The sequence below is a fragment of the Chryseobacterium glaciei genome (genome assembly GCF_001648155.1).
Taxonomy (GTDB): Bacteria; Bacteroidota; Bacteroidia; order Flavobacteriales; family Weeksellaceae; genus Chryseobacterium; species Chryseobacterium glaciei.
On sequence record NZ_CP015199.1, the window covers coordinates 1,569,447 to 1,588,610 of the forward strand.

Genomic DNA, 19,164 nt, shown 5'->3' on the forward strand with positions numbered 1-19,164 from the left:
TGGGCTACCGCTTTGGTGGTAGCCTTTTAAAAATAATCTTTATGACCACTGAACAATTGAAAGAACAGTTTCTAGGACTTTTGACCATTAATTTGCCAAATTCCGAAATCGTGCTATTATTCAATAAAGCTATTGAAAGCGGTGCTTTGGATTACGAAAATGAGGAAGAAGATAGTTACAGGACAGCCAAGATTATATATCATGCTATTCTGTGTAAAATGGCTCAACATTGGAAACCCTTAGACCCTATAAATCGCTGTGATTCTGAAAAACTTAAACGCTACCTCTAATCTAAAAAACAAGAAAATGAAAGCTCTAGAGAGAATGAACAACGTAGAAAAAGGAAAATTCCTTGCCGACTTATTGCCCGAAGAATTGCCCAACATAACCCGATTTATTGAACAGGAAATACAGGGTTTCATGAAAAGTGAAGACCATAACAAAAGTATTTGGAAAGGAACTTTAATAACCGCTGATTTTTGGTACAGTCTTGTGCGGAATGTCGAAAAGGCTATACAAAAATGCGGTAGCAGACTGCACAAAAACCACCGATGGTTTGCCGACCAGTTATTTGATGGTTACAATGCGCTATTCACCATTCACTGCCTTATAGAATATGCTACAAAAGCAGAGTGTAATCACAAGCTCAAACAGGGAATACATTTCCTTTTCAGTGAAGCAAAGCTGATTCAAACAACCACAAATTAAATCAACAGGCATGAAAATAACAGATTTGAACGGCTTCGAAATCGAGATCACAGACCTTAAAGAAGCCATTAAACAGGCAAAGAACTTTAAAGATTTACACCATGTCCCACCCATCCCAAGTGATAAAGAGCAACAGGAATATTGGAAAGATTTATACGAAAAGTTAGTAACGCTAAAATCAAAAATACGGGCATGAGCAATTTAGCAGACAAAACAGAATATAGGGCAATATCCATCATTTCAAAAATGGTCAAAGACTTTGAAAGACTGCACTATTTGAACATGACCAAAAATGATGACGCGGATGCCTGTAAGGCTAGAAATCTTTTGGAGGGCATTATTCAAAGCAATGGCTACAAGCTAAACTATAAACGCATTGGCAACAGACCACTATTAAAAAATCAAGATGATGGCTCACGAAAATAATAATGATTTCGCAGATTGGCTTTATAACAGGTACGTGGAAGCCCTACGAAAAAACGATACTATACGGGCGCTAATTTTTTTAGACGTAATGAGCCAATATTTCATTAAGGCACTTACCCAAAGAAGGTTCAGCAAGCAAAAACGCTACACGGGTAACCTGCTAAAATCCATTGAAAAAGCCCATAAAAATGGCACAGCCAACAAGCTCGCCCTTGTAGGAGAAGAATGGCAACGCGAATTCCAAAAAGCAATGGCAGACTACGAAAAAAGTCTCCGTGAAATGGACTTTGACGAAGAAACTATTACAGAATTAATAATTGAAAAAAAATGCAACTATGGAAACAACTAATTTTTTCAGACAGATAGCCCAAATGGACATTAAAGGTGACCTAAATATCACCATAAAACAGGGCTCAGAAAGCAATTGGATAGTATCGGTACTGCTCAATAATGAGCATTGTGACGACAACGCAAAAAACCTCATTGTACCCTGTACCCTTAGAGGAACAGCGGAGGAACTGGACGAGGATTTTTTTGGAACCATTACCTCACCACTAGAGAGGGCATCGGGTCTAATGGTCAACATGGAATCCTATATGAAGCAGTTAGAGGAAGCTAAAAAACACTCTGCAATGGAAAACGAAAAAGCCGATAAAGAGAAAAAGGAAAAAGAGGGAAAGGATAAAAAATTTCAGGAAGCCATGTCAAAATCAACAGACCTCGAAAAAGAAAAGAAATATAAGGAATCATGGACGGCACTTCCAAAAATTACAGATTTTCCTGACCAAGCAGAAGCTATCCGCAAACGAATGTCAGAACTTGAAAAATTTCTTGCCCCTAGCCTATTCGGTGAATAAAACAAAATTTAATTTAAATCAACCATCATGTTACTAGCAACACACCTCGAGAGAGTATTTATACTCAAAGACAAAGGACAGGAAATTAAACTGACCGACCCCGAACCGAAATGGAGCGCAGATGCGGTATTGAATTTTTACGCTAATACCTACCCCATCTTAACAACTTCCAAAATATCCAACCCAAAAATAAAAGATGATACCGTAGAATATCATTTTGAAAGCGTAATGGGGACAAAAGGCTAAAACTAAAACCACAAAGCAATGAGCTATGCACAAACATATCCTATTGGGGAAACTAAAAATACCCGAAGAAAAACGGCAAAAACAACTTCACCGACAGTTGACCGAGTTCGCCCACCAGATGAAAAGGACAAAAGATTCTGGCGAAATCCAAAAGGACAAACTAAGGTCTGTTCCCATCAGCCAGCTTCCAATGGTTTTCTGAGAACAACATTCCTGCCAAGGCTGAAAGAAACAGAAACTGTACCACCCTGTCAGAGAATTATCCTAAAAATGGAAATGGATTTTTACAAGTCCCTTTCTCAAATGGCAAAGCATTACGACGTCGAACCTAGACCTACAAATGATTTTGAATATCCTTACAATATGGCGTTTGCCTTATCAGACATTGAGCAGAAACTCAAAAACAAAGTCATTCATTGGGATGCTGTCCGATTGGTACAGGATAAAAAAAAAACCTATTTTATCAGCGAGGAACGATATAAGACAGGCTCAACACTCTATTATATTCCTGTTGTACCACTCTATACAATGCTTAAAGATAAGAGCAGAAAAAAAATAGCCAACCTAATTTTATCGGTTTTTAGCTACCTGTACCATATAGCTGATATCCCGTATTATAGACAGGAAAACAGTTACCTGTATTGGCAATATGAAATGCTCACAGATTGGGTGGAAGAAGACGAAGAAAATGACGATACCGATCATTACAAATTGGAACTCCAACAGGCAAAATCGATTGGTGATGCAATGGAACAAAAATTATTCAATCCTATCAATTTGCAAAGGTTTGAACAGAGAATAAATACTATAATCCCCAAAGATGAATTTGAGGGTGAATGCCTAAAAATGGCTGTTGAAGCGTATCAGCTCTATCAAGAATATCCTAGTGCAGGTATTTTCAGAAATGCACAACGTTCGGCTACTGACCCCGAAGAGGAAGACGAGAATGGATACGAAGATGATGAAAACAGGCTTACAATGGATAAATACATCTCTTTTTACGCAGACAGTAAAGGTTCGCTCTCCGATAATCTTTATGACACCGTCAACAATGAATTTAACGAATACGGAGAAATACAGGAACCCGCCATAAGCAAATGCTTTGACGGAAGACCCATAACCGATAATACCCTTGATTTTGAAATCCGCCTTTTTACATTATTGGATAATCTAATTTACCTGTTGAACAATTATAAAATCAAAAACAATGAATAATCTAACAGACATTACTGAGAATTTTGGAGCATTATACCACCCGAAATCGGCATTGGTGTTCTATGAAACAGATGGAGTGAACAAACATGTATATGTAGAGCATTTCGATATGGATAAAAATGGCACTCCTGTTAATGCCCATCCCCTAACGGTGAGAGAAGCCAATCAGTTGGCAAAATCATTAAAGACCGAAAACAAAGAAAATCAGGCATTCCTGCAACCCAAAGGAATATTACCAACCAATGTACTGCAAATTAAGCCCTCCGAGAATGGTAATGTGCTATGGTTTACCAAAGCGCAGGAACGCCAATTATATTTTATAGAAAAATTAGGAATTCCCAATGGTAAAGCCAATATCCCGCCATTACTCTGGTTTGCGACCAAACACGGATTAGCCATCTATGCGCTTAAAACCAATCAAAGACCCAAAAACGGCACTCCTCTATACCACGCCCCTTTCTTGAATATCTACGAACATGGCAATGTTTGTATGGGGACTGTTAATGTCGACATCAAAAAATCGGCTTCATTGGAAGAGTTTATAACCGCATGGGAAAACTATTTTTTTAACTCTTATTTCAGCCATTTGGTGCAAAGCCACAATCCCATCAAGGGAAATTGTGTCAGCCTTTGGAAAAGGCTCGTTAAAACAAATGAGCCTTTTCCAAAAGAAGTATTGATAACAAACAGAACAAAAATTGAAACCTTACTACGATGAATACCGAAAAAACAAAAGTCCACTTTACGGACGATTATCTAATCAATCCCACCAACCCCATTGAAGTAAATCTTATTGGTGCAGGTGGCACAGGCTCACAGGTACTCACTGCATTATCAAGAATGAACCACGCCTTAATCCAGCTTGGTCACGCAGGATTGTCTGTAAGATTATGGGATGATGATTTGGTTACAGAAGCCAATTTGGGCAGACAATTGTTTGCAGAATGTGAATTGGAATTATATAAATCCACCACGCTAATCAACCGAACCAATCGTTTCTTCGGAACGAACTGGAAAGCGGAAACCGTGAAATTTCAAAGGAATGAACTAGGAAAATTTCCCGAAAATTCACTGGCAAACATTTACATATCCTGTGTTGACAGCGTAAAGGCTCGATTTGAATTGGCTGAAATATTGAAAAATTTAAATAACAGGCAAGCTTATAGAAATACACCCAAGTATTGGTTGGATTTTGGAAATAATCAATATTCGGGGCAGGTTATCCTCTCTACCATTGAATACATACGGCAACCCAATTCGGATAAATATGATACGGTAGCCGATCTTCCCTTTGTTACCGAAGAATTTGGCGACCTGCTAAAACAGTCCGAAATAGAGGACGATACGCCAAGCTGTTCTTTAGCGGAAGCATTGGAAAAACAGGATTTATATATCAATTCTTCCCTCGCTCAAATGGGTTGTTCTCTTTTATGGAACTTGTTCCGCAATGGAATGACCGAAAACAGAGGGTTTTTTCTTAATCTAAAGGATTTTCGTTCACAACCTTTAAAAATCTAAAAATTCAAGCCCGAAAATATCGGGCGGCGCAAAGACAAGCACTCACGCTGTTCGTGGACGTCTTTGCGCGGAAAATCGGTGCAACACCATTCGGTCATATTCCCCACTTTGCACCTGAATATGACCGAATACAGTTGCGGTTCATTCCGGGGATATTTCTTATATCCCGATATCACATTTATCTTATCTATGATGAATTACCAGTTATCTATTTATTCGCTACGCTATCACCTCTTCTGGTTTTTCTGTTATTGGTTGAATTAATTTATTGAAATTAAAGTACGTTATCGCAACCGTATGAATACAGTACAATCATTAATTTTGATATTCACTTTCCCACTTAGCAATCGACGTGCATTATAATCTTATCAGTTTGGAAATGAAAGCGAGATCACATGTCGATACCGAGAGTTTAACCCCTGAAGGATATTCTAAAGTTATCTGAGTCTGTACTTCTTCAGATTTTGGCAAGAATTTCTCAAGTTTTTCCTCCTGTCTAGTGAGTTCTTTGAGTTTAGTGCCGACTGCAATATTCTGCGCAGGCGCAACACTCTGCTTACTCAGTACATCAAAATCTCTTCCTGATAAGACCGTGATTTTCTGAAGTTCCCTCCTCCTGCCGCCACGGTAGGTAATTCTTCCGGGAACAATCCCACTCATGGGAACATCGGTCGGTTTATCACATAAGATTGAATCTTTTCTAAATTGCTTCTCGTTAAAAAAAACTTCAGAAAGCAAAGGGTTTTCTTTAGTAATGGTAGGCTCTTGGACGATGCCGCGTTTCTTTTTTTCTTCAAAGAGGTATTTTGCATACTGTCGGGGTTGAAAGTCAATCAACCAGGCCAGCAGTTCAAAATTTTTCTCGCTGGTCTTGATATCCTTTTTTAGAAAATTGTAGAGTGCCTTGAACTTATCGGGATCGCATCTTCTAATGGCTGATTCATGTAACTCCCCGTTATTTGGACGTCCAAGAAATGAGGTAAGTATGCGAAGATCCGATTTATTACATCCATCATTGAAAAGCATTAAGCATTCATTTCTAAGACGAGCGACGGTGGGGTGGGTTAAATTTATCGATAGCCTTCCCAGTTCACGTTGGGTTTCATAAAATTTGCGTACTTCAGCCCTGTATTGTTCTATCATCATGTTCCGTAATTAAGCGTTAAATAAATTTTTTAATCCTAATTTACAAGATCGACCTTGTATTTATAACTAGAACAATAAAAAAATGATGTAACAACAGTTCCATATTAAAATATCAGAATTAAAAATACCTAAGATCAATGAATGGTTTTCAATTTGGATCTACCCTATTTGCTTTCTCTCAGCCTTCACCTCTGAGTACTTAAACTCCAACCCTGTGGAGCTTGACTTCGCATAAAATTATATCTTTGATGAAAGGCCAAAACAGTTAGCCTTAATATACCAAATAAACCTATACCAGCCTGGATGCTGGGCAAAATATAATTTGAGAAAAGAAAAAGACTTTATAACATCATTCAAAAAAAACAATATCAGAAAATACGGAAAACCGTAATTAAATATAAAATATAGTTTTCATCTTCGGGACATATGGAAAAGGAAATCAACATCACATTAACAGAACGCCAAGCCAGGGCGTTAGCTGACGGTCTTTATTCACTGATTCAACAATTGGATGAACTTTATGAACAAAATAAAATAGATAGAACAAAGCAATCCGCTGATATTTTAGAAGAAATCCGCAATGATGTTTTAGGAAAGATCTTTACTGAATAGAATATTAAATAACATAAGAGGGTGATAATAGATTTATTGTACACCCTCTTGCCAATCTATCAACTTATAAAACATACATTGGAACTGTAGTTTTAAACACATAAAAATAAATTAATCTCCAAAAAAATACAACGTGTTCAAATTTTACTCAGTACCAAGTATACATCTTATAGACAACCTTTTGGGCTCTCTGGCAAGCATCAAGTTTTCTTCCGCATTCAATTTAAATGATCCATACGAATTAAAATTCAATTTGGATATTGATCCTACCGACCATGGACACCGAGAAGAGTATTTCAAAAGACATCCATCCGGCACAGAGAAAGATTTTTTATCTTGGCAGAAGCATGCAATAACACACGATGGCTACAGTTGGTATGCAGAACAGGAAATAAGAAATGGTATCGCACAGTCAATTACCTTATGTTCTTTCACCCAAGGCAATACAAATAACCTGATGTGGTCGCATTATACAGCTAACCATGAAGGCATTTGTATACAGTATCATGCCGGACTGTTTGAATTTTTCAAAAAACAAGAAGGGTTCTTAAGATCCGGAGCTGTAAGCTATTCTGATAAACCGCCAACAGTAAAAGGCTTAGATAAACTCAATATTATGGCCGAAAAGATAATGTTCAATAAACAATCCGAATGGAAATATGAAAAAGAGCATCGCGTGATTTTGCGAAGTACTAACAATACTGATTTTTTACCAATTGACCGAAAATATATCAAGGCCATCTACATTGGTTCAAGAGCTCAAAGTGATATAGTAAATAGAATCCTGGAGGTTTGCCGGGATACTGATATTAAAGTGTACTATGGTATAACGATGGGTAATACTTACGAAGTGAGCTTTAGGGAACATAAAGAGGGCTCAGGATATATGAGGGCTTTTTGGGAATAACCTATTATGCTGTATTACTCACTTGCGTTCTCAGCCTCAGCAATATCCTCCAGCCTCTTCTTTATAAAATCTGTAGGACGAATGCCATTGATATCCCGAAATAATTCCGAAAAATTGTTCCTTGAAGCGATTCCGCACTCCTCCGCCAGTATTTCAATTTTATAATGCAGATATTTTTTGTCATTATACAGTTTATCAGTAATGTAACCAATACGCAGCTCAGTGAGATACTTATTAAAATTTATGCCTCTGTATTCGTTCACCACATGCGAAAGATACCTGTAGTTTGTGCCAAACTTAGCTGCTAACTTATGCAGGGTCAACCCACTTTCAAGGAAGGCCAACTTTTCCTCAAAGTCCTTTAGTCTGTGTAAAAGTTCATCCACTTTTTTTCTCTCAATATCAAGTTTATGATCTGCTTTTGTCCTTTCATCTTTGCCATCTAGATTTCTACCCGTAAGGATCTTCTGCTCTAAAAGCTTGTACTTTTCGCTGATCTTCTTTTCTGTCCTAAGCCTAAAAAACATGATTATCCCAAGAATAACAGCAAGGCTTGCCAAAACCCAGATGATCCAGATGCCTGCCGCAATCCTCTTTTCCAATCGCGACTTGCCCTCTAGCAAGGCATTGGTATCATATTCCCGATGAATTTTGGAAGACAGATATACAAAATCACGCCCGATAACCCGATCGGCTTTCAAAAGTTCTTTGGTATAATACAGCTCTTTTTTGTACTCCCCTTTCCGTTTATAGTGATCGATCAACAACTCATAGTTTTTTCGTAATTCAGGCAAAATAAAGTCGTGCTTTTGAAAAACTGAATCTACTTTTTGAAAATACCCCATTGCATTATTCATATCACCCATCTCCATATATGATTTTCCAATATAGGAATAGCAGACCGTTACCCAGGCAAAATCATTGACACTGGCCATGGAAGCTATGGCGTTTTTTAAGGAGTTTATGGAATTTCGGTAATCTCCCGCGCTAAATTGATGAATCCCCTTTTCTTTCAGAAAATAACCGTATTCCTGTCTAAAATCCTTATCCCCGATCGTGAGGGAAAGTCCAATATTTGTAAGGGAATCTGTTGATTTAGGGCGACCTAAGTTCCGGTAACAAACCGCCATCTGGTGGAGACTGTTGTAATATCCACGGATATTTCCATACCGCAGATTGGGATGCATAACCTTTCCTGACTCAGTCCGAAAGAAGGTATTGGTCTGTTTCAATAGAACAAGCGCTTCATCATAGTGTCCAATGTAACTTTTAACAACACCAAGAAGGTAAGCGACCTTATTCTTATAATACGGATCATCATTTTTTTTGGAGTATTCATAAGCGATCAGAAATTCATCTAAAGCGAGTTTATATTTTTTAAAATTAAAATAGTAAACGGTACCTTTTGTCAGATAAGCTCTGCCGATCAGGTTATCATCCTTTGCCAGCTTAGCTGCCCATATAGCACTGTCGGAAAAATTTAGTTTATCATTACGGCAGGCTGAATACAGTATTCCATCTTTATATCCCTCTACAAGTTTTGAATAACTTTTTTCGGTTTTTGCTTTGTCAATATACTCCTTTACTAAAGGTAATGCTGTGGAATCATTTTCAGGAAGATTTTCATATTGTCTTTTGATCAGATAGTAATCACTATACCTCTCTTTCTGTGCAAAAAGAGGCCTATTTAGAAATATCAGCAAGATAAAAATATAATGACGATATCTGATGGTCAGAAACATGGTGAAGTTTTCCCTACAAAATTATGAAAATTCACGCAATTGGGAATGAGGGAACCCTCATTTACAAAAAGCTACCACAAAAACACTTAAAAAATTATAAATCAATCATTTAAACATGCACTAATTAATGCATTAGTGCGCACCAATGCATTAATTAGCCCCAACAACAGTTTTCCAGCCACGAAAACTGCTATACCTTCGATCTCAGAATTCGAATAATCCGGCCGGGATAATCTCAAAACTAATTTAACCATGAAAACGATTATCTCATCAATTTTAATCATAGCGGGAATGATAACGATGCATTCCTGTAGACAACAGGATGAAGAACAAGAGATGGATTTAAAAATCCAGGACAAGGAAGCTTTAAGCACTGAAACCTATAAGAATAGTGATAGCACCGAGGTTAATGTTCGCCTTGAAAATCCAATAGAGGGAACAATTGACACTGATCCACCACCGAAGGACCGTGACCAATGGAGAAAAGGAAAATAATAGTTGGGCTGCGAAGAACAGAACTGATCAACAAAAATCTATTGAAAACTAATAACCATGAAAACAAGAAACGTCATTTTAGAAATTATTGTTGCTCTATTAGTGCTGTTATGGGTCTATACTGCAATGAGTAAGTGGGGAAACCACCAGGCTTTTTACAGACAGTTAAGTTGGAACCCAACTACTGTAGGATACCAGGATATCTTATACTACTTTCTTCCAGGTAGTGAACTATTGGCAGCCCTTCTACTATTACTAAAACCAGTCCGAACTTATGGACTTTGGCTCTCAGCGGGATTGATGCTTGTGTTCACAGTTTATGTGTTCTATGTGATATTTATTGATCCTACAAAAGCAACCTGTACCTGTGGTGGTGTACTATCGGCAATGACCTGGAAACAGCACTTAGTTTTTAATATAAGTTACCTGTTAACAAGCTGCGCCGGAATATATCTAAACAAAAAAGATCCTAAAAATGATCACACAAATTTACTGATGAATTAAAACTAGATAGGGCGATGCCCAAGACGATCTACTATAGAATCTTTTCAATTAAAAAAATACAGATAATGATAAAATTTTGGAATTATTAATTGGGCGAAGCCGAAAACCCATAAACAGAGTAGGCAAACTAAATAACATTTTTTATCATGAAAAAATTAACAAGTATGTTAGGACTGTTAGCTGTAGCAGCAGGTCTAACGGCAGCAGTTGCTATGGCTCCTGCGCCAGAGAAATCAACAGTAAAATCAAACACTACTGTCTCAAATTACTGGTTCGATTTAAACGGTAATCGATTAAATCTTACACCAGAGGAAATTCAAGCACAGTGCGGCACTGAAGAAGTATTATGTGCAAAAGGATATGATGCAATTGATGGAGCAGGAAATCCTTCTGGCCCTCAAACTGGTTCAATCTTAGGAGAGCAAAATTAACAAAAGTGGCTCCAATGTTAAAAATTGGAGCCATTTTAAAATCTTAATTGTCTTTTAATACTAAAACTGTTTCCATCCTCTCTTCCTCAACCATTTGCAAATCATAATGCTTTAGATCTTCGTTCATTTGCTCTATATCATTAGGCAACCATCTAAACTTAAAATTTACCTTTCCCTTGTATGGCACTTCATTGAGCACAAGATAATCATCACTTGCCACATTTAGATAGACCTCCAATGCACGAAATGAAGAATTATCAAGGATATAATATCCTTTTTCTTTATAAAGACCGTTACGTTTATCTGTTTTTAACTGATAAGATTTATGTTCACCAAGTTCTTTAATAACTAAACACTTAACAGACCTTCTTTCACTGTAACTTTTTACTGCAAATGCTGCATCTAGGGTATTCCGCATTACCTTCAAAGCTACATCTCTATTGAACGCATAACCGTCATAACAGAACGAATTTGCATGGTTTATCACATCTGGTTTAGAGGCAAATGGCTTAGTATCATCGCGTACGACAGTTACAGAACGATTGTACTTTACGCTATCGTCCAATCCAAAATGAGCCGTCCAAAAGTGATCAACAAAACCCATATTTTGCAGTTTAATCCTAAATAGTCCTGTTAATTCATCCTTGCTCGCTTGTATTCGACCACTTTTTATTTGATCGTCATACTTGCTGACATATGAATAATTTAAAAAGATCTTGGGATTAAAATTATTGTACACAAGAGGGTCTGTAGGGATCGCTTCTGAAGCTGGTACGTTGCTAGCTGTTGGTAAATTTAATCTTTCTCCAGAAATTAGATCTTTTAAATATTTATCTTTCATAAATTGACTTCCAGAAACCATAGCTTTAACAACCCCATTCTTATCTATCCAAGCCTGAAAAGGTATGATATTGAAAGGGAAATATTTATAAAGAATACGTCTGGTATTGATAACAATTGGCATTTTATGCTGCTTAAAGCGCTCCGCCTGAAACAAGTCAGTAATAATTTTGCGATCTTGACCTGTAGCCATAATCACCTGAAGATCCTTTTCGTAGCGACGCTGTGTAGTATCTAAGTGTGGTATTGCCGCAAGACAAGGTGCGCAATATGTTTCAAAAAAATCAATAATGATCGCTTTTTTCCCTACAAAATCACGTAAGTTGGCACTTGGTTTGGTATAAAAGAGCATTTCTTTAAGAGCGATACTTGGAATAGTGTCTCCAATTTTCAAAGGCTTGATTTCTTGTGCTAAAGTTGATAAGCTAAAATTGGCAAACAAAATCAAAATGTAAATATATTTAGTTTTCATCTTTAATGAGTTAGTTATATCCTGGGTTTTGTATAAGATTAGGTGCTACCAAAATTTCAGCTTCTGGTATAGGGAATAATTTAGCATTAGTACTCCAACTAGGTTTGAGGGCTCCAATAACAGCATTAAGCTGGCCAGTTCGTTTTAGGTCATGCCACCTCAACCCGCTTTCTGCGAAAAACTCAAACCGTCTCTCTTTTAAAATTGCATCAATCAATGATTGTCCTGAAAGTCCCGCTAAGCTCACAAGACCAGCACGGTTATGAACCTTATTCAAATCATCTAGAGCAGTTGGATCGTTCAAATGTGCCTTTGCTTCAGCACGATTTAAGTATACCTCTGCCAATCGCAACATCATTTGACATTCCGTCTTTTCAACATTAAATCTCACTTTGTATTTATAAGGATAAGTATAGATATTTCCTGCTACCCTTTTATTGTTCATCCAACTTGTTTTCCTTTTGTCTAAAGTTTCAAAGCTATCTATCAGGGATTGCTGAAGCACATATTGTGGAATAGTTGTAACCGGTGTATTAGGTACTAAGACAGCACCTTCAGTAGAATTATTACCTTCTACATCACTAATGGCTTGCCAAACTGCTTCTGTACTTCCAATTAGGAAGACCTTATTGAGGTCTGCTTCCATTTGATACATTGGACTGCCGATTACATCATTACTTGAAACTAATGCATCGTTCCAATTACCTAAATAAGTATGTACCCTAGAAAGCATTGCCAAAACGGTAAAATAATTTGGACGGAATCTTCCTGCTGATGGATAAGCTGCCTTCAAACGGCTTTTTGATTCCGATAGATCTGCTAGCACTCTGGCAATTACAACATCTGATGGGGTACGAGGCATTTGCGCCACATTGTTGTAGTCACCTACATTTGTTACTAGAGGTACATCACCAAAAAGGGTAACCAAATTCCAATAGCAAAATGAACGCACGAAATATGCCTCGCCTAATAATTGAGCTCGAAGTTGTGGTGTGATTTGTGACTTTTCGAGTCCGCTAATACAGCTGTTTGCTATATTAATCAAATTATAAGCCTTCCGCCAAAAATTTAGGTTCACAACTGAATTGGTCGTGGATAATTTGCTGTCCTGAAATTCTATTACGGATGCGGTAGTTAGAGTAGTTTTCAATTCGTCGGAATACATCCCCAAATAAATCGTAGATCCTCCTGATGGAAAATCCGAACTTGATCCGTTTGCAAATGTAGAAAACATGCCGTTTATAGCTGCAGTGGCAGTAGCATCGGTAGTGAACACTGTTTCCGACACAACTTTATTTGAGGGAGGGTCTACCTCTATAAATTTCTTACAGCTCAAAAAAGATAACAAGACTATTGCAAGTGATATGTAAATATTGATTTTCATAATCAGTATGTAATTTGTAGACCTACAGTGTAACTTGTAAGCGCTGGTAAAACAAATGGATTTTGTGTTTCTGGATCAAATCCTTTTAACCTATTAAAGGTCATCAGGTTTTGGCCTAAGACGTAAACCCTTGCCGTTTTAACTTTAATCTTTGAAAGAAATATGTTAGGTAAATTATAGGCAAATGAAAGATTCCTAAGCCTAATGAATGACTGATCAGCATATGTATAACTTGAGGCTAAAACGTTATTGACAGCTGTTCCTGTTCCAGTAGGCATAAATTTGGGAATATCAGTAACATCACCTGGATTTTTCCAGCGACGAAGTACTAAATCAGGCTGATTAGTAATTGTTCCAGGGGGTGTGGAGAGATTATAGAACCACCACATCTCATTTTTCCCAAATTGCTTTTTAAAATCAAAGAAACATTGAAGTTCAAATCCAAAATAAGAAAACGTATTTTGCCAACCTCCATAAAATTTTGGATCAGTTTTATTAATTACATTAAAATCTGCAGTTGTGATGGTATTGCTCGCATTTGCATCAAGCAATTTGATAAGACCAGTTTGTGGATCTACTCCTAATGACACATATTTATTCAAAATATCTAATGATTGACCCACTTTATAAGTACTGTACGAGGAACTTTCAATTCCAGGAAATTCAAGTAATTTGTTACTGGGCAGAGTAATATTGAAACTACTTTCCCACTTAAATTTACCCGCTTGTATCGGACTTCCAGAGACCATCAATTCCCACCCTTTGTTTTGCACCTTTGCAGGAAAATTGGCAAGAATACTACCGAAACCAGTAATATAAGGTAGTCGATAGTTCACCAACTGGTTGCCACTACGGTTCTGAAAGTAGTTAACTGAAATTAAAAAACGCTCTTTAAAAAAGCCCAAGTCTAAAGCGGCTTCCAGTTTATTATTTCTTTCCCAAGCATATCCTGCATTGAAAAGGTTGTTAGGGATAAGTGCTGATGAGCCTTGATAAGTAGTAAACGGGGGAGACCATGTTTCAACAAATTGATAATCTCCTATTTGATCGTTACCTGTGACACCATAACTTGTACGCAATTTCCCAAAACTCAAAATTGGAAAATTTCGCATCCATCGTTCGCTAGAAAATATCCACGCCGTACCTATAGCCCCAAAATTAGAAAATTGTTTGCCTGGCCCAAAACGACTGCTGCCATCACGACGAGCAGTTAGATTTAATAAATATTTATCCCCGATATTATAATTGATCCTTCCGAATATTGCGTTGTATTTATACTTCGATTTTATACTACTGGCATCTATAATTGTAGCTGCATCAAAAGCTTCAAGCAATGCGTTACTACTATAACCAGAGCCTGATACAGATAAGGTGTTATTATCTTTTACATGAAAAGTAGTTCCAATTAATGCCGTCAGCTTACCCTTCCAAATTTTTGCAACGTATTCAATTTGTGGTTCTACGTTCCAAGAACCGTATTGATTCCGCCCGAAAATGGCAGTCGGTCCTAAAATTAATGCTGTGGGTCGTTTGGCTTCAGCAGGCGAAAGCAATTGTTCATTTGTAAACTGCTGGTTATAACCTAGCAATGCTTTGGCGGAGAGACCATTTACAATCTTATAGGAAACGTTTATACTACTTGACAAATTACTAGTTCGCATAGAATATTCTTCCTTCATAAATGCATATGGATTATCATAACTTATGCCTCCTTCGGTCCACTTAAGATTTCCATTATCGTCAAAAAATGCAGGAGTGTTAGGTGGTAAGTAAGCGTATCTACTCAAATCACTACTTGGCGCTTGATTTATGCTTGAAGTAAAATTACCCGAGAAATTAATATTGAGGCGCTCATCTGCCGATCGATGGCTGATATTAATCAATGCGCTTCCACGTTTGTTTGGTAATTTCCCCGGAAAAATACTTGTTTCATTATAATAAGTCCCACTTAATAAAAATTGGGTGGTCGCATTTCCTCCAGAAAGAGAAAGGTTGGCATTAGTAGTTTTTCCTGTACCTCCCAAAAATTCTTTTTGATAATCCATGTAACGATTTGTATCCCAAACCAATAAATCTGGAGCTGTTGTATTAGTTGGTGCCGTTCCAGCATTTTTAAAGGCCTCACGACGCATTTCTAAGTATTGCTCTGTGTTCAGCAAATCCAATTTAGTTCCAACCTTCGTAAAACCTTTGTTGACATTAGCTGTAATTTGTGTTTTACCAGCCTTACCCTTTTTGGTAGTTACTAATATTACACCGTTTGCGCCTCTGCTACCATAAATAGCTGTTGCATCGGCATCTTTTAACACTTCTATACTTTCGATATCGGATGGACTAATACTGTTAAATGGGCTAACACCACTATTCTGGTTTCCTACAGTAATTGCCGAAGAAATCAACCCTATGTTTTCATTGCCCGCGGCAAATGGTATACCATCTATTAAAATCAATGGTTGCGAGCCTTGTGCTATTGAATTCCGGCCCCGAATTTGAATATTAAATGACGAGCCAGGAACACCTGACTGTTGCGTCACGACAAGTCCTGGAACACGGCCTATTAAAGTAGCTAATGGATTTGAAACAGGTTGGCGTTCGATATCTTTTGCGGAAACCGAAACAACTGAACCTGTATTGAGACGTTTTGTGGTCGTGCCGTAAGCAATAACCTGCACATCATCCAATTTTGAGTCACTTCTTTGAAGAGTGATCTTTGTCGCATTTTTTAAATTAACTTGCTGAGAGGTGTAACCGACATAGGTTACAATTAGAACTGCATCGTCTGCAACGTGTAAAAAGGTGTATTTCCCTTCGCTATTGGTCATTGTGGTTTGACCGGTTCCTTTAATGGTAACACTGGCTCCGACCAAGGGCTCGCCATTTTCATCGATGACAATTCCGCTAATGGTTTGTTTGTTCTGTTTTTCTTTAGTTTTTTCTGGAGTAGCAGATTTTTCCTTCACCACAATGGTTTCCTCCACAATTTCGTAGATAAAGGGAATGTCGGTAAAGATTTTATCTAATGCCGCTTTGAGTGGTAAATTAGTAATGCTTGTAGTAATGGGTGTATTTTTACCCAACATTTTGCCGCTATACCAAAATCGATAACCGGTTTGCTTTTCTACCTGTTTAAAAATCTGATACAACGGGGTTGCCTTTGCTTCCAGGGTTACATTTTGTGCCTTTACGCCTGCCGCTGTTGCAACAAGGGCAGTTAGGAACATCAGAAATATAATTAAATGTAACCTCATGACGGTGGTATTTAATAATATTTTTTGAATGGTCTTTTTAAGAAAAGACCAGAAAACCGTTGCACTATACCGTTTTGGATAGCACCAGTTTGCTGAAAAAATCATAAGTTTGTTTTGGTTTTACGGCAAGGTTATCCCATTTGAGAGCGTGTAAGATGCCTTGCAGTTAGTTGATAAAATTGGTTAGTGCCGATTGTTCACAAAACCCACTTGAACCGGAGCATCCTCGAACGATGTCTCCGGTTTATTTTTGTGGGCTTCATTAACTAATCCTAAAAATTAAAAAAACTATCTCATAGGCAATTGCAGTTTAAATTTGACATATCGGACATTTATTTTTCCTACCTGACGATTAGGGTTGTACTATTATTTTTTTTCTTTAGGGTAAAATGAACGTTGCTCAATTGGAGAATACGAAGTACTGTCGACAGATTTGAACTACGCTTAATACCACCATTAAATACTTCTTTGGTTGGACTGCCCTGATATTCGATTTCAATATTGTACCAGCGGCTAACCTGCCTAAGCACTTCCTGAATCGGTGCATCCCTGAAATAAATTTCGCCTTCCTTCCATGCCAGTGCAGTCTGCAAATCAGCTTCACGGACATGTATATTTCCGTCAGCAAATAAAGATTGCTGCCCGGGTTTTAAGATGATATTATCCTTTTCATTATGATTGTTCAGAGGCGAAACTTTGACCGAACCCTCTTCAAGGGTGGTCACAGTACGTCCTTCGTCAGCATAGCTGTTGATGTTGAAGTGGGTTCCCAGAACCTCAACTTCCTGATTTGTGGCTTCAACAATAAAAGGATGCTGCTTATCTTTGCTTACTTCAAAGTAGGCTTCGCCAGCCAACAGCTTTACTTTCCGCTTTCCCTGCTCTCTCAGGTTGGCAGAATACTGTAAAGTGGTAGCGGCGTTAAGCCACACTTTGGTGCCGTCAGACAGCACAATTTGATAGGTTTCCCCTTTAGCAGTTGAGAGTGTGTTTGCTCGGTTATCTACACCCCCATTTGATTCGGAGACGGTATAAATTACCTCTCCATTTTTATTTTTTAAAACACTTATGCCTCCTTCGTTGGCAATATTGCCATTGGAAACTTCATTAAGCAAAATCTTCTTTCCATTGGCAAGCGTAAGCGTTGCAGCACTATGCCCGGGATTTACATCTGCAATAAATTCATCCTTTGTTTTTTGCGTATGGTAGTGCAATAGCAGATATCCGCCACCCAATAAAGTAGCGATAATGATGGCTGCATACGGAATATATTGTCTTAATAGAAGTTTTTTTGTTGGTTTTAACTTCTGCCTAAGTTTGTACTCTACTGAATTTACAATCTCATTTAATTCTATATTATCATTTACCGGAGTATCTTCTGTTAAAGCATTTGCAACAAGTTCATTCAGTTCACCTTCATTACCCTGTTTCCTAAAATATTCAAGCAAGGCATCATACTCTTCCCTACTGATATTCTTCTTCAGGTATTTAGCAAGGAGGTCTTTGATATCGTGGGAATTTTCCAAATCTTTTCTTTTTTTAATAGTATTACGCAGATGGTTGCCAAACCAATAGCTGTATTATTAAAAAAAGATCAAATAAATGTTAACAAGCTGATTATAAGGTTAAAAAAATATAAAAAGAATAAAAACAGGAAAAATGAAACTATCCGATTAGATGATGACAGAATAAAACTACGGCAAATGGAATAGCTTTATCGTAATTTTCTCGTAGGAATCTGTTTGCTTTGGTGATATGATCATTAACGGCAGCTTCCGAAATCTCTAGGAGTCTACTGACCTCAGAATAACTTTTCTTTTCCAGCTTGCAAAGAAGAAAGACTTTTTTACGCTGTTCAGGAAGTCGGTCAATTGAACGGAAAAGTTCGCTGTCTGCACTTACCTGAGATACTTCCTCAAAAGGATTATATAGTTCGGAAATGCGGTGCCATAATTCTTCAGCCAGCTTCTTATCTCTAGAGACTTCTCTAAAATAATCATTTACAAGATTAGTTGCAATACGGTATAAGTATGCTTCAATAGGTTTTTCAACATCAATTCCTTCTCTGTTATTCCATAACCTGATAAAAAGTTCCTGTAAAATATCCTCAACCAGATCCCCAGAATTGAGCAACCTTAAAAGCCGATAGGCTATCTTTTTTTTATGATTTGAATATATTATTTCAAAGGCACTATACTCCCCATTCCGCAGCCTGAGCAGCAATTCTTTTTCATCGATTATGGGTAAGGATTTCATTGTTTCGAAATGATATTAATTTAAAGTTAACAATTTTATATTATTTTTAAAATTTGAATCTGATTGATTTGTTGCTCAAAAAAGCTAGTGAGCTTACACTAGAAAACATGATATTCGAATATTCACATTACACCCAATCTATAAAATTAATTTTAAG

The 19,164-nt window shown here is 37.4% G+C and carries 22 protein-coding genes; 15 read left to right on the forward strand and 7 right to left on the reverse strand.

What is annotated here, in order from left to right:
* Positions 1-41: 41 nt before the first annotated feature.
* The 10 genes from A0O34_RS07035 to A0O34_RS07080 are packed head-to-tail and all read left to right on the forward strand — an operon-like array spanning position 42 to position 4,970.
* Positions 42-290 (forward strand): hypothetical protein, encoded by a 249-nt coding sequence (locus A0O34_RS07035; RefSeq protein WP_066753000.1) that lies wholly within the window; start codon positions 42-44, stop codon positions 288-290.
* Positions 291-306: 16 nt separating this feature from the next.
* Positions 307-708 carry a hypothetical protein gene (locus A0O34_RS07040; RefSeq protein ID WP_066753003.1) on the forward strand — a complete coding sequence of 134 codons (402 nt, stop codon included), beginning with the start codon at positions 307-309 and terminating at the stop codon, positions 706-708.
* Positions 709-718: 10 nt separating this feature from the next.
* The gene (locus tag A0O34_RS07045) at positions 719-904 is read left to right on the forward strand and encodes a 3-isopropylmalate dehydratase (protein WP_066753010.1); all 186 of its coding nucleotides are present in this window, start codon (positions 719-721) and stop codon (positions 902-904) included.
* The gene (locus A0O34_RS07050) at positions 901-1,134 is read left to right on the forward strand and encodes a hypothetical protein (protein WP_066753013.1); all 234 of its coding nucleotides are present in this window, start codon (positions 901-903) and stop codon (positions 1,132-1,134) included. The genes A0O34_RS07045 and A0O34_RS07050 overlap by 4 nt, the downstream gene beginning before the upstream one ends.
* The gene (locus A0O34_RS07055; RefSeq protein ID WP_157885966.1) at positions 1,118-1,483 is read left to right on the forward strand and encodes a hypothetical protein; all 366 of its coding nucleotides are present in this window, start codon (positions 1,118-1,120) and stop codon (positions 1,481-1,483) included. Before A0O34_RS07050 ends, A0O34_RS07055 begins: the two co-directional genes overlap by 17 nt.
* Positions 1,470-1,991, forward strand: a complete 522-nt coding sequence (locus A0O34_RS07060) for a PRTRC system protein E (protein ID WP_066759555.1) — start codon at positions 1,470-1,472, stop codon at positions 1,989-1,991. The genes A0O34_RS07055 and A0O34_RS07060 overlap by 14 nt, the downstream gene beginning before the upstream one ends.
* A gap of 27 nt (positions 1,992-2,018) precedes the next feature.
* Positions 2,019-2,237, forward strand: a complete 219-nt coding sequence (locus A0O34_RS07065; protein ID WP_066753019.1) for a PRTRC system protein C — start codon at positions 2,019-2,021, stop codon at positions 2,235-2,237.
* Between the two features lie 18 nt (positions 2,238-2,255).
* The gene (locus A0O34_RS07070; RefSeq protein ID WP_066753023.1) at positions 2,256-3,452 is read left to right on the forward strand and encodes a hypothetical protein; all 1,197 of its coding nucleotides are present in this window, start codon (positions 2,256-2,258) and stop codon (positions 3,450-3,452) included.
* Positions 3,445-4,170 (forward strand): PRTRC system protein B, encoded by a 726-nt coding sequence (locus A0O34_RS07075; RefSeq protein WP_066753026.1) that lies wholly within the window; start codon positions 3,445-3,447, stop codon positions 4,168-4,170. The genes A0O34_RS07070 and A0O34_RS07075 overlap by 8 nt, the downstream gene beginning before the upstream one ends.
* Complete coding sequence (locus A0O34_RS07080) at positions 4,167-4,970, forward strand: PRTRC system ThiF family protein (protein WP_066753029.1); 804 nt, start codon at positions 4,167-4,169, stop codon at positions 4,968-4,970. The genes A0O34_RS07075 and A0O34_RS07080 overlap by 4 nt, the downstream gene beginning before the upstream one ends.
* A gap of 357 nt (positions 4,971-5,327) precedes the next feature.
* Here A0O34_RS07080 and A0O34_RS07085 read toward each other — a convergent pair whose 3' ends face one another.
* Positions 5,328-6,116, reverse strand: coding sequence for a hypothetical protein (locus A0O34_RS07085; protein ID WP_066753032.1), 789 nt, complete (start codon positions 6,114-6,116; stop codon positions 5,328-5,330).
* A gap of 426 nt (positions 6,117-6,542) precedes the next feature.
* Here A0O34_RS07085 and A0O34_RS07090 point away from each other — a divergent pair, with 426 nt between their 5' ends.
* Positions 6,543-6,728: a hypothetical protein gene (locus A0O34_RS07090; protein ID WP_066753035.1), complete on the forward strand. Its 186-nt coding sequence runs from the start codon at positions 6,543-6,545 to the stop codon at positions 6,726-6,728.
* 133 nt (positions 6,729-6,861) lie between these two features.
* On the forward strand, positions 6,862-7,635 hold the full coding sequence (locus tag A0O34_RS07095) for a DUF2971 domain-containing protein (RefSeq protein WP_157885967.1): 774 nt from the start codon (positions 6,862-6,864) through the stop codon (positions 7,633-7,635).
* Between the two features lie 14 nt (positions 7,636-7,649).
* Here the strand turns inward: A0O34_RS07095 and A0O34_RS07100 are convergent, their stop codons facing one another.
* A complete protein-coding gene (locus A0O34_RS07100) occupies positions 7,650-9,377 on the reverse strand; it encodes a helix-turn-helix domain-containing protein (protein ID WP_082891115.1) in 1,728 nt (575 codons plus the stop codon).
* Positions 9,378-9,629: 252 nt separating this feature from the next.
* Between A0O34_RS07100 and A0O34_RS07110 the strand changes: the two genes are divergently transcribed.
* From A0O34_RS07110 to A0O34_RS07120, 3 genes are all read left to right on the forward strand, one after another.
* A complete protein-coding gene (locus tag A0O34_RS07110; protein WP_157885968.1) occupies positions 9,630-9,872 on the forward strand; it encodes a hypothetical protein in 243 nt (80 codons plus the stop codon).
* 57 nt (positions 9,873-9,929) lie between these two features.
* The gene (locus A0O34_RS07115) at positions 9,930-10,376 is read left to right on the forward strand and encodes a MauE/DoxX family redox-associated membrane protein (protein ID WP_066753049.1); all 447 of its coding nucleotides are present in this window, start codon (positions 9,930-9,932) and stop codon (positions 10,374-10,376) included.
* 146 nt (positions 10,377-10,522) lie between these two features.
* Complete coding sequence (locus A0O34_RS07120; RefSeq protein ID WP_066753052.1) at positions 10,523-10,807, forward strand: hypothetical protein; 285 nt, start codon at positions 10,523-10,525, stop codon at positions 10,805-10,807.
* A 43-nt stretch (positions 10,808-10,850) separates the two neighbouring features.
* Here the strand turns inward: A0O34_RS07120 and A0O34_RS07125 are convergent, their stop codons facing one another.
* The 5 genes from A0O34_RS07125 to A0O34_RS07145 form a co-directional block, all read right to left on the reverse strand.
* Complete coding sequence (locus tag A0O34_RS07125) at positions 10,851-12,119, reverse strand: TlpA family protein disulfide reductase (protein WP_066753054.1); 1,269 nt, start codon at positions 12,117-12,119, stop codon at positions 10,851-10,853.
* Between the two features lie 10 nt (positions 12,120-12,129).
* Positions 12,130-13,503, reverse strand: a complete 1,374-nt coding sequence (locus A0O34_RS07130; protein WP_066753057.1) for a RagB/SusD family nutrient uptake outer membrane protein — start codon at positions 13,501-13,503, stop codon at positions 12,130-12,132.
* Between the two features lie 2 nt (positions 13,504-13,505).
* Positions 13,506-16,856: a SusC/RagA family TonB-linked outer membrane protein gene (locus A0O34_RS07135; protein ID WP_066753059.1), complete on the reverse strand. Its 3,351-nt coding sequence runs from the start codon at positions 16,854-16,856 to the stop codon at positions 13,506-13,508.
* A 236-nt stretch (positions 16,857-17,092) separates the two neighbouring features.
* Positions 17,093-18,277: a FecR family protein gene (locus tag A0O34_RS07140; RefSeq protein ID WP_066753062.1), complete on the reverse strand. Its 1,185-nt coding sequence runs from the start codon at positions 18,275-18,277 to the stop codon at positions 17,093-17,095.
* Positions 18,278-18,416: 139 nt separating this feature from the next.
* Positions 18,417-19,007, reverse strand: coding sequence for an RNA polymerase sigma factor (locus A0O34_RS07145; protein ID WP_066753065.1), 591 nt, complete (start codon positions 19,005-19,007; stop codon positions 18,417-18,419).
* Positions 19,008-19,164: the final 157 nt, after the last annotated feature.

Bases quoted from the DNA above. Each gene is read 5' to 3' on its own strand.
- A0O34_RS07035 (WP_066753000.1), top strand. From the start codon at position 42: ATGACCACTGAACAATTGAAAGAACAGTTTCTAGGACTTTTGACCATT.
- A0O34_RS07040 (WP_066753003.1), top strand. From the start codon at position 307: ATGAAAGCTCTAGAGAGAATGAACAACGTAGAAAAAGGAAAATTCCTT.
- A0O34_RS07045 (WP_066753010.1), top strand. From the start codon at position 719: ATGAAAATAACAGATTTGAACGGCTTCGAAATCGAGATCACAGACCTT.
- A0O34_RS07050 (WP_066753013.1), top strand. From the start codon at position 901: ATGAGCAATTTAGCAGACAAAACAGAATATAGGGCAATATCCATCATT.
- A0O34_RS07055 (WP_157885966.1), top strand. From the start codon at position 1,118: ATGGCTCACGAAAATAATAATGATTTCGCAGATTGGCTTTATAACAGG.
- A0O34_RS07060 (WP_066759555.1), top strand. From the start codon at position 1,470: ATGGAAACAACTAATTTTTTCAGACAGATAGCCCAAATGGACATTAAA.
- A0O34_RS07065 (WP_066753019.1), top strand. From the start codon at position 2,019: ATGTTACTAGCAACACACCTCGAGAGAGTATTTATACTCAAAGACAAA.
- A0O34_RS07070 (WP_066753023.1), top strand. From the start codon at position 2,256: ATGAGCTATGCACAAACATATCCTATTGGGGAAACTAAAAATACCCGA.
- A0O34_RS07075 (WP_066753026.1), top strand. From the start codon at position 3,445: ATGAATAATCTAACAGACATTACTGAGAATTTTGGAGCATTATACCAC.
- A0O34_RS07080 (WP_066753029.1), top strand. From the start codon at position 4,167: ATGAATACCGAAAAAACAAAAGTCCACTTTACGGACGATTATCTAATC.
- A0O34_RS07085 (WP_066753032.1), bottom strand. From the start codon at position 6,116: ATGATGATAGAACAATACAGGGCTGAAGTACGCAAATTTTATGAAACC.
- A0O34_RS07090 (WP_066753035.1), top strand. From the start codon at position 6,543: ATGGAAAAGGAAATCAACATCACATTAACAGAACGCCAAGCCAGGGCG.
- A0O34_RS07100 (WP_082891115.1), bottom strand. From the start codon at position 9,377: ATGTTTCTGACCATCAGATATCGTCATTATATTTTTATCTTGCTGATA.
- A0O34_RS07110 (WP_157885968.1), top strand. From the start codon at position 9,630: ATGAAAACGATTATCTCATCAATTTTAATCATAGCGGGAATGATAACG.
- A0O34_RS07115 (WP_066753049.1), top strand. From the start codon at position 9,930: ATGAAAACAAGAAACGTCATTTTAGAAATTATTGTTGCTCTATTAGTG.
- A0O34_RS07120 (WP_066753052.1), top strand. From the start codon at position 10,523: ATGAAAAAATTAACAAGTATGTTAGGACTGTTAGCTGTAGCAGCAGGT.
- A0O34_RS07125 (WP_066753054.1), bottom strand. From the start codon at position 12,119: ATGAAAACTAAATATATTTACATTTTGATTTTGTTTGCCAATTTTAGC.
- A0O34_RS07130 (WP_066753057.1), bottom strand. From the start codon at position 13,503: ATGAAAATCAATATTTACATATCACTTGCAATAGTCTTGTTATCTTTT.
- A0O34_RS07135 (WP_066753059.1), bottom strand. From the start codon at position 16,856: ATGATTTTTTCAGCAAACTGGTGCTATCCAAAACGGTATAGTGCAACG.
- A0O34_RS07145 (WP_066753065.1), bottom strand. From the start codon at position 19,007: ATGAAATCCTTACCCATAATCGATGAAAAAGAATTGCTGCTCAGGCTG.